The 17,343-nt window shown below is 46.7% G+C and carries 14 protein-coding genes and 1 tRNA gene; 5 read left to right on the plus strand and 10 right to left on the minus strand.

Annotation, left to right across the window (positions count from 1 at the left end):
- Positions 1–154 precede the first annotated feature (154 nt).
- The 5 genes from AM1_RS20555 to petN all read right to left on the minus strand — a co-directional run bounded on the left by AM1_RS20555 (position 155) and on the right by petN (position 6,187).
- Complete coding sequence (locus AM1_RS20555) at positions 155–856, minus strand: response regulator transcription factor (protein WP_010472042.1); 702 nt, start codon at positions 854–856, stop codon at positions 155–157.
- The gene (locus AM1_RS20560) at positions 849–3,233 is read right to left on the minus strand and encodes an ATP-binding protein (RefSeq protein WP_238549027.1); all 2,385 of its coding nucleotides are present in this window, start codon (positions 3,231–3,233) and stop codon (positions 849–851) included. The genes AM1_RS20555 and AM1_RS20560 overlap by 8 nt, the downstream gene beginning before the upstream one ends.
- Before the next feature lie 914 nt (positions 3,234–4,147).
- Positions 4,148–5,902 (minus strand): arginine--tRNA ligase, encoded by a 1,755-nt coding sequence (gene argS, locus AM1_RS20565; protein ID WP_012164824.1) that lies wholly within the window; start codon positions 5,900–5,902, stop codon positions 4,148–4,150.
- 4 nt (positions 5,903–5,906) lie between these two features.
- A complete protein-coding gene (locus tag AM1_RS42240) occupies positions 5,907–6,059 on the minus strand; it encodes a hypothetical protein (RefSeq protein ID WP_187152895.1) in 153 nt (50 codons plus the stop codon).
- 38 nt (positions 6,060–6,097) lie between these two features.
- On the minus strand, positions 6,098–6,187 hold the full coding sequence (petN, locus tag AM1_RS20570; protein ID WP_010472049.1) for a cytochrome b6-f complex subunit PetN: 90 nt from the start codon (positions 6,185–6,187) through the stop codon (positions 6,098–6,100).
- Between the two features lie 108 nt (positions 6,188–6,295).
- Between petN and AM1_RS20575 the strand changes: the two genes are divergently transcribed.
- Together AM1_RS20575 and AM1_RS20580 are read left to right on the plus strand one after the other, a co-directional pair.
- Positions 6,296–7,138, plus strand: a complete 843-nt coding sequence (locus AM1_RS20575; protein ID WP_012164826.1) for a methyltransferase domain-containing protein — start codon at positions 6,296–6,298, stop codon at positions 7,136–7,138.
- Positions 7,135–8,106 (plus strand): homogentisate phytyltransferase, encoded by a 972-nt coding sequence (locus AM1_RS20580; RefSeq protein WP_012164827.1) that lies wholly within the window; start codon positions 7,135–7,137, stop codon positions 8,104–8,106. The genes AM1_RS20575 and AM1_RS20580 overlap by 4 nt, the downstream gene beginning before the upstream one ends.
- A gap of 37 nt (positions 8,107–8,143) precedes the next feature.
- Here AM1_RS20580 and AM1_RS20585 read toward each other — a convergent pair whose 3' ends face one another.
- Positions 8,144–9,742: a serine/threonine-protein kinase gene (locus AM1_RS20585; protein WP_012164828.1), complete on the minus strand. Its 1,599-nt coding sequence runs from the start codon at positions 9,740–9,742 to the stop codon at positions 8,144–8,146.
- Positions 9,743–9,932: 190 nt separating this feature from the next.
- Between AM1_RS20585 and AM1_RS20590 the strand changes: the two genes are divergently transcribed.
- Positions 9,933–10,400, plus strand: coding sequence for a hypothetical protein (locus AM1_RS20590; protein ID WP_012164829.1), 468 nt, complete (start codon positions 9,933–9,935; stop codon positions 10,398–10,400).
- Between the two features lie 190 nt (positions 10,401–10,590).
- On the opposite strand, the gene AM1_RS20595 is transcribed toward AM1_RS20590, so the two are convergent.
- From AM1_RS20595 to AM1_RS20605, 3 genes are all read right to left on the minus strand, one after another.
- A complete protein-coding gene (locus tag AM1_RS20595; RefSeq protein ID WP_012164830.1) occupies positions 10,591–12,606 on the minus strand; it encodes a GMC oxidoreductase in 2,016 nt (671 codons plus the stop codon).
- Positions 12,607–12,834: 228 nt separating this feature from the next.
- A tRNA-Asn gene (locus AM1_RS20600) sits at positions 12,835–12,906 on the minus strand.
- A 55-nt stretch (positions 12,907–12,961) separates the two neighbouring features.
- Positions 12,962–14,212, minus strand: coding sequence for an LCP family protein (locus AM1_RS20605; protein ID WP_012164831.1), 1,251 nt, complete (start codon positions 14,210–14,212; stop codon positions 12,962–12,964).
- Positions 14,213–14,574: 362 nt separating this feature from the next.
- On the opposite strand from AM1_RS20605, the gene AM1_RS20610 reads away from it, so the two are divergent.
- Positions 14,575–15,546 carry a sugar phosphate nucleotidyltransferase gene (locus AM1_RS20610; protein ID WP_012164832.1) on the plus strand — a complete coding sequence of 324 codons (972 nt, stop codon included), beginning with the start codon at positions 14,575–14,577 and terminating at the stop codon, positions 15,544–15,546.
- 4 nt (positions 15,547–15,550) lie between these two features.
- On the opposite strand, the gene AM1_RS20615 is transcribed toward AM1_RS20610, so the two are convergent.
- Positions 15,551–16,597, minus strand: coding sequence for a zinc-dependent alcohol dehydrogenase (locus AM1_RS20615; RefSeq protein ID WP_012164833.1), 1,047 nt, complete (start codon positions 16,595–16,597; stop codon positions 15,551–15,553).
- A gap of 155 nt (positions 16,598–16,752) precedes the next feature.
- On the opposite strand from AM1_RS20615, the gene AM1_RS37685 reads away from it, so the two are divergent.
- The gene (locus tag AM1_RS37685) at positions 16,753–17,160 is read left to right on the plus strand and encodes an NUDIX hydrolase (protein ID WP_012164834.1); all 408 of its coding nucleotides are present in this window, start codon (positions 16,753–16,755) and stop codon (positions 17,158–17,160) included.
- Positions 17,161–17,343 lie beyond the last annotated feature (183 nt).

Consider the following 17,343-nt stretch of genomic DNA (forward strand, 5'->3'; position numbering starts at 1 on the left):
TATTCTTTACCTATTACAACAATGCCCACGGGAGTGGGCTGAGGAGACAAACTGAATTCAAATTACCCCCAGTTCAGATGAAAATGCCTATAATTTTCGCCAATATTGTTAGCTGAATCCCTTTTCCGTTTTGCATTTACATCATGGGATGCATTTAAATATTCGACTCGACAATTTCCAACTCTTGATAAAGGGCTGATCCCTCAGGAGTCAGCACATTCTCAACATCAGGAATTTGATTCAACAAAGAAATCTCGTCGTTACAAGCTTCTTTGAGAATTTGTAGACAACAATCTCGGCGCGCACCAGGTTCTAACTTGGAGAGCATTTGAATCGCTAGATTAAGCTTAGGGATAGACTTTTCTAAGTCTTGTTGCAATTGCTCAATCACATGATCTTTGCCTTCTGTATTCGCCTGGATTTTGGAAATTTTTGCCTGTAAATCTTCTGCTCGTTCTCGTTCGCGCTTATATTGGCTTTGAACAATTTCTCGCTTAGAAAGCCGGGTATTCACCGCTTCTAACAATTCAGATCGGGAAAAGGGCTTAGTGAGATAATCATCAGCACCAGAGGTCATCCCTTGGCGGATCTCAGCCTTATCGGCCATCGCCGTCAAGAAGATGAAAGGAATCATGGCGGTATCTGAGTTTTCACTCAGGGTTTCCAGCACCTCATAGCCGTTGAGTTCTGGCATCATCACATCACAAATGATCAGTTCAGGTAGGTGCTCTTGAGCCCAAAGCGCTCCTAAGAAGCCATTCTCGGCTGTCACAACATCATGCTCTTCAGCATCCAGAAGTTCAGCGATATTGGCTCTCACTAACTCTTCATCTTCAATTACTAAGATCTTAGCCATCTTGCTCTACCCTTTGGTTAATTGGAAGTTGCACAGTAAAGGTTGTGCCGACCTTTTCTTGACTGGTAAGTGAGATTTCACCCCCATGCAAGTCAACGGAACGTTTGACGATGGCCAAACCTAATCCTGTCCCCGAAATATTGCCAACGTTGCTGGCTCGATTAAAGGAATTAAAAACGCGATCGCATTCCGATTGCGGAATACCTAAGCCATGATCTTGAACATTGAAAATGGCGTAATTATCTTCGAAGACCAAATCGAAATCTACTGTTCCCCCCTGGGGAGAGTATTTGATCGCATTGGACAGTAAATTAGTGAAAATATGACGCAGCAACTTTTCATCCATCCGCGTTTCTGCCGGTTGGTCTTGTAAACGGCAAACGATCTCATGGGTTTTGGTGGTAATCTGCAGCTCTTCCGCCAGCCCCTTACAAAACTCAGTCAGCTGCATGGGAATTGGCTTAAAAGCCAAGTTGCCAGATTCTGCTTTGCCCAGTAAGAGGACATCATTGAGCAAACCAGTCATATGTTCGACAGATTGCTGAATCTGATTCAAGTGCTTAAGCTTACGGGTGTCATCCCACTTATGGCCATAGTGCTCAAGCAGTTCTGCAGAGGAAAGGATTGTTGCCAAAGGGGTTCTAAATTCATGGGATGTCATCGCCACAAACCGAGACTTCAATTCGTTAAGCTCTCGCTCTTTGTTAAGCGCTGTCCGAATGTCGTCCTCATAACGTTTTCGCTCAGTAATATCCCGAATAACGGCCATGACCTCATTTTCAGCACTGACGGCAATCCGAGCTTCAAACATCAGGGGATTGCCGTCATGGTCCAGCTCATATTCAAACAGCTGCATCTCGTGACTTCCTAATGCATTTTTAATGCAGTTCATCAAGGAAGTTGCCGTGTCCTGGGGAAAGACCTGGTCCAGAGGTTTCCCTAAGAATTCTTCGGTGGGTAAGGGTAAGGTTGTATTCGGCGCATCCTTATAGTTCACAAAAATGCCGTCAGCACTAAATCGGAACATCCAGTCGGGCATCGCATTAATCAAAGCCCGATTTGTCGCCACGCTAGATTGCAACGCCGCTTCGGCACGCTGGCGTTCGACAATTTCGCTTCTCAGTTGTTCGTTACTTTGTTTAAGTTCTGCGGTTCGCTGTTGCACGCGCACCTCCAATTCGCTGTGGGCTTGCTGTAAGGCTGCTTCTACTTGTTTGCGGTCGCTAATATCACGACCCTCGAAAATGAGTAGGACGACATCTCCGTTGTCATCTCGGACAGGTTTTAGGGAAAAATCAATGGTCGCCACCACATCTCTTGCCCCTAGTACTGCCACTTCATAACGAATAAATTGGCCTCTGGCGGCTTCCAGGACTGCTGCTTTTAGTCTTTTTTGGGTGTCAGTGGATGTCGTCCACCAGCGCGCTAACCACACTGGCCGATCAATCACATCCTCTAATTGCAGGCCGCCAAAGTCCAAAGCAGTTTGATTCGCTTCTAGTAAAGTGCCATCGGGCTTTAATAGACCTGAGAACTGAAAGGTTTGATTGAAAATGGCTCGAAAACGCCGTTCACTATCTTGAAGGGCCGCTTCCGTGAGTTTTCGCTCTGTAATATCAACGATATAGCTACGAATTAAATCGCTTTCTGCGATGAAGTGAACGGATTGTTCAAAAACTTGATTGCCAATCTCCACTTCGCGGACAAAAAATTTGTCATTGTCATTGCAAATTAAGGCCACCAACCCTGTCAAGATGGGATGCTTTGACTGCTCATCTCGTAGCTTAGGGAATTGTGCCTGAGCTGCCGGGTTCAAGTAGGTGATTCTGCCGGTTAGATTGACCTCAATAATAGGATTTGAAAAAAGTTCAGGAAAAGAGGCTAAGCGAACAATGGCCGCTTCGTTGGAGCTGGTGAGCATCTCATCCGCTGTCGTCAGCGTCTGCATCGGATTATGAAGATTGGACAAAAATCCTGTCACATCTTCAGAGGCACAAGATTCAAGATAATGGACATCCGAAATATTATTCGTCATGTAATATCTGGCCCGAACGTCATGGCCAAAGATGACTTCATCTCCATGCTTCAAGTCATGAGATGTGCAAGCTTGTCCATTTACAGTTAGACCGTTTTTGCTTCGTTTACCCTGGAGATTGCCATCAATCAGGCGAAACATATGGCTGTCTGTATCGGGCATGGTCACCCGCATCAACAGGGCGTGTTGCCGAGATGAGGATGGGGAATGAATGACAATGGAATTACTAAGATCTCGACCGATGGAACAAGTTGAATCCATTAAGGGAATCGTTCGCTTTCCCTGTTCATCTTCAACCACTAAAAAGTGCTGAACTTTTGTAGAAGGACTTGTCAAAACCATTGAATTTAATTCACGTTGCACGCACTCTCATTTCTAATATGCCCATCACTCAGGTGAACTAAAGCAAGAGGAAATTATTCCTGAAAATTAAGCTATTCGAGTTAGATAAATTTTTCTATATTCTAAATAATCTTGCTTGTTTTTTAAACACAAAAATAATTTAATTTTCTGTAAATCTAGGTGTTAAATGAACTGTTTTGCAGATTTTTAAGCTAAGAAAATAATGATTTTTTTGAATTAAGGCTGTTTAAACTATGTTGAGATTAGTCTTTTTGTATCTTGTGTATTATAAAATCTGTCTTTGTTAATCCTCTCTGGTATTGAATTTCAGCTCAATTCTGTGCTCAAAATAGAAAAAGATAAACCCGTCAGTATTATAAAAATATAGATTTACCGCAAAATTTGATTTTATGGAATAGTTTATTGACGAGAAATATAAATATTATAAAAATAATCTTTCTCTTGTGCTGTAAAAAATAAACTAGAAAAGTATGCGGCTCTTAAACAAGAAAATATTTTCTATTTAGACTGACTATAAATAATTTTCCTCTAGCTGATATTCTTGAGCATTTATTATATTTATTTCAAGCAAAATAAAGACGCTGAAATCTGTGACTTTACATCCTTAAAAGAAAAATCTAGTAGATGGAGATTTTATTTAATTATTCTTCAAGAAAAAGGTGAATAGATTAATAGAAATGTGTATGTCTCCATGAGAAAGCTACCATCAACTCTACGTTGCGAACAGCGTGGATATGAGCGAGCGGTCTCTAGCTGCTTCCTGACGCAATGGATATAAAGATCTCCGGGCAATAAGAGGTGCTTCGAGCATAGGCCTGTTTATTTAGTGTGACGTATTGAGGTTTGCGATCGCATCCCCAATCCTGTCTAATTTGTAGAACTTAGGTGTGACTTTACATCCGCTCCAGCACTTCAATCCCCAATAGGGATAGCCCCAACTTCAGCGTGCGGGCCGTGAGATCAGACAATACCAGACGAGAGGTTCGGGCCGGTTCTTCTGCATTGAGGACCGGACATTGATCATAAAACTGATTGAACTTTTGGCTCAGCTCGAATAGATACTGGCACAGTCGGTTGGGTAATAGGTCTGCAGCTACTTCAGATAAGATGTCCTGCATTTGCAACAGGTGTTTTGCTAAAGCCAACTCAGAAGGCTCAGCAATGATGAGGGAAACATCATCTAACTGGGAAAAATCAATCTTTCCTTTGCGACTAATCCCCTGTACTCGAACATAGGCATAGAGCATGTAGGGAGCCGTGTTTCCCTGTAGAGCGAGCATTTTGTCATAGCTAAACACATAATTGCTCGTTCGGTTTTGACTGAGATCAGCATACTTTACTGCTCCCAATCCGATGACCTGGGCAGCATTGGCAATAAAATCTGGGGACTCAGTTCGATCTTCTTCAGCAAGTCGAGTTTCGATATCCGTTTGAGCGCGAGTAACGGCTTCATCTAATAGATCTCGTAAGCGAATCGTTTTGCCTGACCGAGTTTTTAATTTCTTACCGTCTTCGCCCTGAACCAACCCGAAGGGCATATGTACCACTTGAATGGTTTCAGGCATCCACTGGGCTCGCCGAGCGACTTGAAAAACCTGGGCAAAATGATTGGCCTGCCCTGCATCCGTGATATAGATCAATCGTTGTGCTGACTCGGCAGTGATCCGGTGGCGTAGAGCCGCTAAATCTGTGGTGGCATAGTTAAATCCACCGTCAGACTTTTGGACAATCAACGGTTGCGGATCCCCTTGTTTATTGGTGAAGCCTTCCAAAAAGACGCATTGTGCCCCTTGATCTGTTTCTAGAAGCCCTGCTTTATCCAAGTCTGTCAGAACGTCAGCTAGAAAGGGATTATAAAAAGACTCTCCTCGCTCCGTCAGCTCAATATCCAAATCTCGATAAATCTTCTCGAACTCACGCCGTGATTGATCGCAGAGGAGTTGCCAAGCTTGAGTGGCTTCTGAATCGCCTTGCTGCAGCTTGACGACTGCATTCCGGGACTGCACCTGAAAGTCTTCATCTTCATCAAAGCGCTGCTTGGCTTTTTTATAAAACGCGACTAAGTCCCCTAAATCTAGAGCATCCGAGGTGGTTAACGCTGCGGGGTGCACCTCAGACAGGTAAGTAATCAGCATGCCAAACTGGGTGCCCCAATCTCCGACATGATTGAGCCGCAGCACATCATTCCCTTGAAATTCGAGAATCCGGGCAATACAGTCGCCGATAATCGTAGACCGCAAATGGCCCACATGCATTTCTTTGGCGATATTGGGGCTAGAAAAATCAACAATCACCCGCTGTGGATCAGCAATCGGCTCAATCCCTAAGCGAGGATCGGCTTGCATTTGCTGAAGTTGCTCTGCCAAAAAGGTGGGCTTGAGGGTTAAGTTGATAAATCCTGGCCCAGCAATGGTAGGCGGTTCGCACAGATCATCGACCTCTAAATGTTGGAGAATCTGATCTGCAATTCCACGAGGAGATTGCCCCAAAGGCTTTGCCAAAGCTAGGGAGACATTCGATTGGTAGTCACCAAACTTGGGATTACTGGCGACGCCAACAACCGGAACAGAAATCACTAACTCAGCTCCAAAGGCAGCGTTTAACGCTCGATCAAATCGAGTCTCTAAGGTTTTGAGGATGGACTTCATGAGCTTAACTGCGTTTTTTCCTAGCGGCACGCTGTTCGCGCTCGCGTCGTCTGCGATCACGCCACTCTGAGACAGTGAGATACACAATGCCGCCGGAGACGATTACTAACATACCTAAAGCCGCTAAGGCCAAGATATTGGTAATTGAGAAGTCCACAATATTTAGCGAATGACGAATCGGTTAACAAAGGCAAATTACATGCCGTGGCGGCCCCATACCACCATGGCGATGGAGTATGTGAAGAGAGTAAGAACTGAAACCCAACCCAAGGTCAAGATATCCATTATGCTGTTTGTGAACCAATTACGACGTTTAGCTATTCTATCCTGAAACCCCGTCACCACCGCAAGCATCTGCATCTCACTCGCATCTAATTTGATCTTCTCCCAACTATGCCCGCTACTCTTTCCCAACAAATTCAGCAGTTCTATGACACCTCTTCAGGCTTGTGGGAGCAAGTTTGGGGCGAGCATATGCACCATGGCTACTACGGCCCCACCGGCCAGCAAGCCAAACCCCGCCGCCAAGCCCAAATTGATCTGATCGAAGAACTCCTGGCCTGGGGAGAGGTTCAACAGCCCCAAAAGATTCTAGATGTGGGCTGTGGCATTGGTGGTAGTTCCCTTTACTTGGCTCAAAAATATAAGGCCCAGGTCACCGGAATTACCCTCAGCCCTGTCCAGGCCGATCGGGCTCAAGCTCGCGCTAGGGAAGCTGAGCTATCCGCCCAATCAGACTTTAGAGTGGCCGATGCCCAACACATGCCCTTTCCAGATGCGTCCTTTGATCTCGTTTGGTCCTTGGAAAGTGGCGAACATATGCCCGATAAGACCCAATTCTTGCAGGAATGTTGTCGAGTGCTTAAACCAGGGGGACTCCTGTTAGTCGCCACTTGGTGCCATCGCCCCACCCCACCCGCCCTAAGCTGGGGCGAACAGCGACTGCTCAACGATATTTATCGCGTCTATTATTTGCCCTACGTGATTTCCTTGCCCGGCTATGCAGACATTGCTCAGACTCTCCCCTTATCTGGACTACAGACTGCAGATTGGTCCACCGCCGTTGCCCCCTTTTGGGATGAAGTGATTACATCTGCCCTGGACCTCCAGGTCCTAATCGGCATCCTAAAAGCGGGACTGCAAACCTTACAAGGGGCCTTGGCCCTGAGCTTTATGTCCCGAGGCTATCGGCAAGGTCTGATTCGCTATGGACTATTAAAGGGAACGAAAACGTGACCTCCAGCGTTAACGCCAGCCCCATCCAACAGTGGCTGCAGGCTTTATGGAAGTTCTCGCGCCCCCATACGATTATCGGCACTAGCCTCAGCGTCATCGGTTTGGCCTTGATTGCTCTGTCTACCCAATATCGTGGCAGCGCTTTATTAACCGATCTCCCCATGCCCACCTCAGTCTTTTATCTGCAGTTTTTGCGCTGGCTCGGTGCTGCCCTTGTACCGAGCTTAGGAGCTAATGTCTATATCGTCGGCCTCAATCAACTCACCGATATCGATATTGATCGCATCAATAAACCTCAGCTTCCCTTAGCGTCCGGCGAGTTCTCCCCCCGGCAAGGTCGATGGATTGTGGCGAGTGCTGGACTGTTGGCCCTAGGACTCTCTGCGATCCAAGGCTATCGATTACTCTGGACGGTTGGGCTGAGTATGCTGATGGGTACGGTCTATTCCATTCCCCCCATTCGTCTCAAACGGTTTCCCTTTTGGGCCGCCCTCTGTATTTTTGGTGTGCGAGGAGTTGTAGTTAATGTCGGATTTTTTCTCCACTTTCGTCATTTACTAGGCGGAAGTGGGGCCATCCCGTTGAAAGTATGGGTATTGACGGGATTTGTGATTTTGTTTGCCTTTGCGATCGCAATCTTCAAAGACATTCCCGATCGGGAAGGGGACTTGAAATTTGACATCCACACCTTAACCGTACGCCTCGGCGGCGAATGGGTCTTCAAGCTATCTTGCTGGGTTCTGAGTATGGCCTACTTAGGGATTGTCGGCATGGCCCTCTGGGGATTACCCCAGACGCATCAAGGTCTATTGCTATCCACTCATCTGGGGCTGCTCTTCCTGTTTTGGTACCGCAGTCAGCGGGTCAACCTTCAGCATCACCAGCAGGTCACCCAGTTCTATCAGTGGATTTGGAAGCTCTTCTTTTTGGAATATGTGATATTTCCGGTTGCCTGCCTGTGGCGATAATCCAACTAGATCCAGCCATTCAAATCAAGATGATGGATTAGCAGCGCCCTTTCTTGCCCCGCTTACCGTTAGGGTAAACCGTCAACCAGTTGGTCTGGGCAAACGATAATTGAGACTCACTCAATTTGGCACCCGATAAATCTGCCCCACAGAGATTAGCTCCCCGTAAATTGGCATGGCTAAGATAGGCATCACTCAGATTAGCGCCTCGCAAATCTGCATTGGCCAAATCAGCATGGCTCATATAGGCTTGCATCAAATTCGCGTTGCGTAAATTCGCCCCGGTAAAGTTAGCTCGACCAAAGTTCGCATTGATCAGGATGGCATCCCGCAAATCCGTATTTTGGAACTTCCCTTCATGGAAGTTGGCGCTCGGCAGTTGAAACTTACGGAGATTTAGATTGCGTAAATCTTGTCCACTAAAGTCTCGCTGACCCCGTCCATAGGCATGTTGGACTGCATTAGGGGTTAAGCGTGCTTTCTTCGGACCCCGCGAACTCAGGCTAGAAGAAGAGTCCAACCCCGTATAGCTGGAACGAGGGGTTGAAAGTTGTCCTGAAACTTTAGAAAGGGCACCTGAAAGCGGGGATTGGGCACGGGAGTTATACCGCCGAATTCCAGATGCAGCTCGAGAAGACGGTGAGTTGGAACGAGGTCTTGTAGGCGAATAGGACCGTGACGATGATGAAGAACGGCGGGGAGGTTGAGAGGCAGAAATTCCAGAAGACGGGCCAGATGCATTCTTCGCTAGAGCCTGGAGTACCTCTTTAGCAGACCGATAGCGATCCCGAAGGGAGATCTCCAACATCTTGCCCAGGATCTCTTGTAGCTCAGGACCAACCCGCACATGCTCTCGCCAGCTTAACTCGCCTGACACGGGGTTATAGCTTAAGTCTTTGGGAGATTTCCCCGTTAACAAGTAAATGCAAGTCACCCCTAGGCTATATACGTCACTGGCATAGACCGGGCGCATGGCCATCTGTTCGGGTGGGGCAAAGCCAGGGGTACCAACAGCAAAAGAGGTCAGGGTACTGTTTTCATCCGGGTTTGCAATCGCCGTCTGACTCACTTGGTCTTTAACAGCACCAAAGTCAATCACAACTAGCTTGTCATCAATTTCTCGACGAATAATGTTGGCAGGCTTAAGGTCACGATGAATGACTTCTACACTGTGCAAGTGCTCCATCAAGGGTAGAACTTCTTCTAGCACGTTATAGACCATCGATTCGTCAAACGGACCAGATCGCCGAACCTCTTGTTGCAAGGTTGCGCCTTTGACATACTCTTGAACCAGGAAAAATTCCTGACCGAGTTCAAAATAATCTAATAGTCTCGGTAATTGAGGATGATTACCGATTTTACCGAGAGTTTCAGCTTCTCGTTGAAACAGTTCTCGGGACATTTCCAAAATGTGGGGAGCGGTGACGACTGGACGAAGCTGCTTAATCACGCAGGTGGGTTTTCCAGGTAACCCTTCATCTTCAGCCAAAAATGTCGTTGCAAACCCTCCTCGGCCCAAAATTCGAGTCGAACGATAGCGATCACGTAATACCAGGTTACTACCACAAGCCTGACAAACCATTTGCCGTGGTGCGTTACTGGGATTCGTACAAGCTGGATTTAAGCAATAGCTCATTCAGCGTCTCTCAGGTGATTGTGAATCAGGTGTGCTTTTAGAAGGTGCAAACTCTCCTATAGTCATTCTGCCCGCTTTTGTTCCTCGTGGGAGCATGCCCTGCTAATTCGATAAACAAGGTCAGGATAACAACGATAGTTGTCAACACTAGAGATAGATAGTTTTTGATGCTGAAAGGTTTTTTCTACCTATGAAAGTTATAGAGCATACCCCTGCTTTGCTAGTCTTGCAAGAACGGCTACTTGGAATTCGACTCTTTGGGGGAGCCACTGCTCTATTAGGCTTTATGATTTTCATCATATTTGAATTCCCCTTCGACCTATTTGGCTGTTTCTGTATTGCGATCGCAGCCCTGATCAGCACATTAAGCCCCCTTGAAATCTGCACCTTCGATAAATCAGATAATGTCGTAGTTCTGGAAAAACGCCGCTGGTTCAGCTCTCAAATTCGACGATATTGTATGACCCAGATTGAAACCATTCATGTCGAAGAAAAGGCTTGGTTGGGGACCAATTTTTATCAAGTCAGGCTGAACTTTGTGTCAGGCCATCGCTCCACACTTACCCAGTTTGCAACCACCGATCGAATTGCCCAGCATAGCCTAGCAGAACGCATCCGCGACTTTCTAGAAGTTGGATGTTTAACCACCATCTCCTAAATCTAAATCCATAGGAAAACTTTGCTTGCTCCAGGTGTTGAGTTAGTGAAGTTACTCTATTGTGGATAACAGATATGGGCTCGTCCTTCCCCCTCTAAATGCGAGTAAAGAATGAGCGATTACCATAGACTTTCTCAGGGTTTGGTGTTGCTCAAAAACTCGAATTGCTGGAAAGCAAAAGTATTCGGGATTAATTGGCTAGGCGATTTTTAATGTGATCGCTAAGTCGTAGTGCTAATGCTCCCAATGTTAGGGATGGATTGGCAGTGGGAATATAGGGAAAAACTGAGACATCTGCAATATAAAGATTGTCATAGCTATGACTTTTGAGATTCTCATCCACTACCCCTTGGGTTGGATCGGCACTGATCCTTAAAGTGCCGCCTGCGTGATTTACCGTGCCGCCATGGGCAGCAACTCCCATGCCCTCATTGGGATTATGAGGAATCTCTAAAGCTGTGAGAATCCGGTTGCGGAACTGACGAGCTTGGTCAATGAATGTATCGCTCAGTGTTAGGTTTGCCACCCGAATTGCTGCCTTTTGACTTGGCCCTTGGGATTCGACGCTATTACTGTCTATGAGCTCCTTAGAAAAGCCGAACTTCATCGTGATTTCAGTCCGGCGGTTTTCTGGCGGTTGACGCTGCCAGAGATCATCATCTGCTCGGCGCACGTGCCAATACCAAGGGTTGATCAACAGCTCAGCATAGAACGGATAGTGATCTGCTCGTGCATCTCCGGCCCATAGCAGGACCTTGGCATGATTTAAATCTCCTGCAAAAGAATTGCTCTCAGGTATCAGATAGTTACTAGAGAACAGATAGGGATGATCAGTTAACCCTACACCAGCCTTACCAGACTGATCGTTAAGATTGCTTTGCAAAAAGATTTTAGGACTTTCAATCGATCCAGCGGCCAAGACAATCACCTTGCCACGATAGATTCGTTCCTGATGGCCAACAAGGTCTTGGCAAACGACCTCACTGACACGCCCAGGATTATTGGGATCAGGACGGATATGGGTGACTAGGTGGTTGAGATTTACAGTTAGGTTGCGAGAGCCCACATCTGCCACAAATGCTTTCGAGTCAGATAGTAAATCTGCTGTTGAAAAAACCCCTGTTGATGCAAACAGAACGCTATTGGTCATCTCTTGCGCATTGAGATTTGGCTGGTGTCGAGATCGCGGCAAGTCTGTAATGTTCATATCAGGAAGCTTCTGCTTTAGATGAGTAACAACACGATCTTGAAAGTTGCCCAGCGTTTTACGTTTACGCATAAGGGTTTCTGCTCGGATATATCCGTCACTCCCCCCCTGTTGTTCATCCCGCAAAAAATTGCGAATGGCAGTTGGCCAATAGTTATATTCCCATTCCTGCATCCGCAAGATAATGCCGGACCAATACAGTGAGCGCCCTCCAAGGGCCATCTGGGCCCCAAAGAGGAAGTTGGTATTATCCTTGCGATCGTAGTGTCCCACTTGATGCTCAGAGACAATCTCATCCCAATCAGCATAGGCATTACCCACATGGGTTGGGGATTGTAGTCCGCCAATTTCAAGCACAAGGGTATCTAACCCTGCATCCGAAACGGCATCCGCCACAATGCCACCCCCCATTCCCGAGCCAATCACAATCACGTCATATTCTTTGATCGATTGACGGTTACCAGGGAATCGCCGCTGCTGCTGGAGGCTTTCGTGGGTGCGTAGGTTGTCATAACTATGGAGAAAGTGTAGTTCAGCATCTGAGGAAAAATGAATCACTCCCGCATTGGGATGCGTAATGGGATCATCGGTGAAGCGATGCTCACCACTGTTATTAACCGTGAGATCATGACCGTCCATCCAATATTGGCCATTAAGGAAAAACTTAAAACTTAAGCTAACAGGGTGGCTGGAACGCTCCAACTCAAAAATCCAGGCTCCAAAGGAATACACACCATAAATATCCTTAGTCCAGCCATCAATCCCATTGCGGAGTGTGACTAAATTACTAGGGGCATAGCGATCCGTAAGCAGCAGAATCTTAAATGTTTCTCCCCGCTGGATACCTGCAAACGTAACAGAGGTATCGGTACTCAGCAGTTGACGGGTCTCGGCCTCTGAAACTTCTTGAAAAGCATAGGTGGCGTCATCAAAAATAACGCTGCCGCTTACGTCAACTGACTCGCCGTTCTCAACGGTCGGATTATCAATAATCTGCATGGTGGGCTCCAGAAATACTGTCCGGTCTATCTTGACTTTCTAGATTTCTAAGATTGCAGAACCCGTTATGCTACTTTTCGCAAAACTTAATGCCACCAAGTCTAGATTTACACTTAATGGGCTGCCCTAAAATATTAAATGCCACAGACCATCGCTGCAGTCTTCCATATAACTCACTCACGAAGTGGAGCAATGCGAAGTTATAGAGAACGGATATCAATTTAAAAACTCCCCAGGTAGGATTCGAACCTACGACCAATCGATTAACAGTCGACCGCTCTACCACTGAGCTACTGAGGATAGCGAATCTCATACTAGCGATAAACGGATAACTTTGGCAAGGTTAATTTTCAGATTAAGAATCCGAAGGGCTAGATGGTCGGTTACGTAACCAGTCTTGACCTACTCGAATGGTTAAATCCGAGCCCAAGTCACCGGTGGAATTAGCTAGCAGTTGACTATCTTTGAGCAATGCCTGCAGATATTCGGCCGATTCAAGATCTCCCCATTGGGGGATAATTTGGGTTTTGGCAATGGATTCAGGCCAGTCTTCATCTGCATAATGGATATTGTAGAATCCTTGCTCCTGCAGATACTCAACCATTGTCAGATCCCCATCAGGATCATCTGTAGCATTTTGAACAACGATTCTGATGTCTTTAAATTGAGCCGGATCCCGAGTTGCAATCTCATATCCTTCTGGCGGAGGAACCTCGAAATAGGTTTGCATTACCCTGTCCATCCCAGCGAGGTCCATGAGCCAAAAACTAAATTCATACTCATCAGGACCACTGAAACGACCGGGTAGCAGAACCATCTGGAGCTGATCAGAATTCACTTGTAGTCCGAACTGCATCAAAGCCAGCATTTCTCCAACACTTAAATTAGAGTCAATATGCTTTTGCAAAACGGACAAAATTTGAGGCAGACGCGTCAACATCGCCGGATTAGCCATTTTCTTCTGCAATGCCTTTAGCAGAATTTGTTGCCGCTGGGCACGGCCAATATCGCCTAAATTATTATTTCGAAACCGAACAAAACCCTCAGCTTCCACGCCATTGAGTTTTTGTAGCCCAGGTTCTAAATCAATCTTCAGTTTTTGGGTTTGATCCTCATACTGCATCGCGAATGGGACATACACCTCAACCCCGTCGACAACATCTACAAGTTCTCTAAAAGCACCTGTACTCACCCGCACATAGCGATCAATTTGGACATCGTTTAAGGTTTTGCTGACGACTTCGGTGACTAAATCTGGCCCACCCCACCAATTGGCAGAATTAATTTTGGTAACCCCCACATCTGGAATGGACACACGGGTATCGCGGGGAATCGATAAAATGCTGACTCGATCATTACCTGGATTTAGGCGAACCAGCAGCATGGTGTCACTACGACTTTTGAACGGATCGCGTTCTTCACCTTCCTCAGGTTCTTCAAGATTAAGATCAACGCCCAAAACAATGATGTTAACGGGGCGAGAAATGCCGTAACGCAAACCGCCCTGGAGTAGTTCAGGCAAAGACACTGGGCCATCTGTGTCTCCGAGCAGACGGAAAGGCGTGACCAATGCCAGGGTTGCGCCCAAACCAGCCGAGAGGGTCATCGTGAAGGAAAACGTGACCCCCCAAGTTACCCATCTAAATAGCGTCCCAACACGGCTCGCCCTTACGGGCTTTGCAGTTATTTTTTGGTGTTTGTGAGAAGGTCTCGGCCCACTTGCAGCTCGATGCTTAGATTGGCGTTTCGTAGGAAATGCTCCTTTTTTTACGTTGGCACTCTTGAAGGTATTATCGGCCACGGTAATTTTGTGTGAAGGGTTAACAAAAGGCGACGATTCTAGGCTTTCGACGGTTCCCTTTGCACATAACGCTACGATTCTACACAATTAGATTGGAATGGCAAGGGGATTGGTTATATTGACTGACAGTTTACCCAAATTCTTCTTAGAACTTAAGGTTGTTAACTATGCAAGCCGTAATCATTGCTGGTGGAAAAGGAACAAGGCTATCCCCTCTAACATTACGTAGTCCTAAACCCATGCTGCCCCTTTTCGAGCGCCCTTTTCTCAGTTGGATGGTTGAGCGGTGTAAAGCAGTCGGATTAACCGATATTTTGATGAATATTCGGTACCAGGCTACTCAAATCCAAGAGTATTTCGGAGATGGCCAAAAGTTTGGCGTCAAGATTCGCTATGTCATTGAGAAAGAAGCCCTGGATACAGCAGGAGCGATGAAGCTAGCAGAGCCTTTTTATACGGGAGAGCCTTTGGTCGTCTTTAATGCGGATATTCTCACAAATCTGAATCTGCAGGCTTTGATGCAAGCCCATGAACAGACTCAAGCCCAAGCCACCATTGCTTTAGCCAGAGTTGCAGATCCCACCGCATTTGGCCTAGTCGAATTGACAGATATTACGGCCAGTGAGCACTCATCCACAGGTACCATCCAATCCTTCCGGGAGAAACCCACCCCCGAAGAAGCCGCAACATTAGGCATTGATACAGTTAACGCAGGAACCTATGTTCTCAATCCCGAGATTTTCGCGCAGTATCCAGCCGATCAGCCCCTCAGCTTTGAACGCACGGTTTTTCCCAATCTTTTATCAAACCAACAGAAAATTTCTGGGTTTGTCTGGGAGGGGTATTGGATGGATCTAGGAACACCGGCTAAATTCTACGGGGCTCACTTAGATATTTTGCAGGGAAAGATGCCGTTCCCTTTACCTGAAGCCATGGAAGAGCGTCAACCTCAAGTCTGGGTTGCAAATAATGCCATTATTGATCCTCAAGCGAAGATATCTGGACCTTGCTTTTTGGGTGAGAACGCTAAGCTTGGTCCCCAGGCAGAGATCTCTAGTGGGGTCATCTTAGGGGCTAGCGGGTTAATCGACCGCCCCTTGTCACCCGGTATCTATCCTCCAGGGACGGTCGCAGTATAGGGCGTTAGGTATGAGGTAGGATGACCGCTTTGATGGTTTTGCGATCTCGCATATCAGCAAACACCTGCCCTAGATGATTGAGGGGTTGGGTATCGTTCAGGAGTTGTTCAAACGGCAGCTCCTGACTGGCTAACAGGGCTAAGGATTCTCGAACAAATGTAGGGGTATTGTGGAAGACTCCTTTCAGGGTGAGTTCGCTGTAGTGCAATAAATCAGTATTGACGGTGATACTTGTATCCCGAGGACATCCCCCAAATAAATTGATAGTTGCCCCTGGTCGTCCGCAGGCGATAGCGGTTTCCCAAACACTAGGCACTCCTGTTGCTTCAATCACAACATCTGCCCCATAGTTCTCTGTCAGTCCCAACGTGGTCGCGGCTAGGTCTGTATGGTGGTGATTAAAAATATGGGTAGCGCCGAGTTCCTGTCCCAATTTCAATCGCTGATCGGACCCACCGAATAAAATGACCTCTGCACCACGATGGGCTAAAACGCCCACAAACATCAGGCCAATGGCTCCATCCCCAATCACAACCACTCTTTGGGCAGGACCATCCTTTTGTTCAGGCTTAAAACCTGAGCGGGCAATGCCATGCAAAACGCAGGCCAAGGGCTCAGTCAGAGAGGCGGTCGCCATGGATAAATGTTCTGGAATAGGGAGCAAGTTTTGCTCAACAATGGCGGCAGGAATTCTCAAATATTGGGCAAAGGTGCCGTTATTAAAGGTTAAATCCGTGCAAAGGGAATATTCCTGCCGCTGGCAAAAAAAGCAGTGTCCGCAGGGTGCTGAATTGTTGGCAACGACGCGATCGCCAAGGGACCAACCCTGAACCCCCGAGCCTATGGCTACAATCTGACCAGCTGCTTCATGGCCAAACAGAGTGGGTGGCTTCAGCATTTTGGCATGGCCCCCGCGTCGCCACACTTTCAAGTCCGTGCCACAGGTCGTCGCGACATCCACTTGAATCACCACTTCACCGGTTTCAGGGGCAGGGTCAGGAACCGTTTCTAGGCGGAGATCGGTCTGGCCATGTAATACCGCTGCTAGCACGTTAATTCAGTCCTCTATTCAGCTTCATCATCTTAACGGGAATCGCTGGAGTCATATAAAAGGCGGATAGGTTTTGCACTAGCTTATTCTGATTGAGATCAGAGTTGTATATCTAGCTGGCGTAGGGCAAAGGGTAAGAGAGCTAGACTGAAAATATGGCATCTTGGGCAATCATACAGAACGCTTCCTACATCCTTCTCATTCAAAGAAGTCGGCAAACGACCAGAGCTGATCAATGGTGTTTCCCGGGAGGTGGCATTAAAAAGAGCGAAACGCCAGAACAAGCATGTATTCGAGAAGCCTTGGAAGAGACACAACTTGCCATCAAAATTGTTGATACTGTGGCCAAGATTCGTGATGACTACTACTTCCTGTGCAAACTTGAGAATCCGCTTCAATCAGTTATCTTGAAACCCAATGAGTGCCAGAACTATGTTTGGGTTAATCCGACACATCTGATTGATCTGGGCATCATCATGAATCTGAAAGTTGTTGTGCCACTTTTACGTTCCATTGGATATGACGTTCATTTATCTAATGAATTAGAACGCTATATCGCATAAGCTACGGTTTATCGATAGTGATCAGGCATTTTTAGGTAACTGAGTTTCAAGGTGGTGTTTAAGAGTAAAAGATAGCCATACTAAAGACTCAACATTGTTTTATTGTAAAGACCCTCTCCCAATATCTGGGGATTCGTTAAGGTTTAAGGGGTAAACTTCTCAACATGTTGCTGTGCATCTCAG

The sequence above is a fragment of the Acaryochloris marina MBIC11017 genome, from assembly GCF_000018105.1.
Taxonomy (GTDB): Bacteria; Cyanobacteriota; Cyanobacteriia; order Thermosynechococcales; family Thermosynechococcaceae; genus Acaryochloris; species Acaryochloris marina.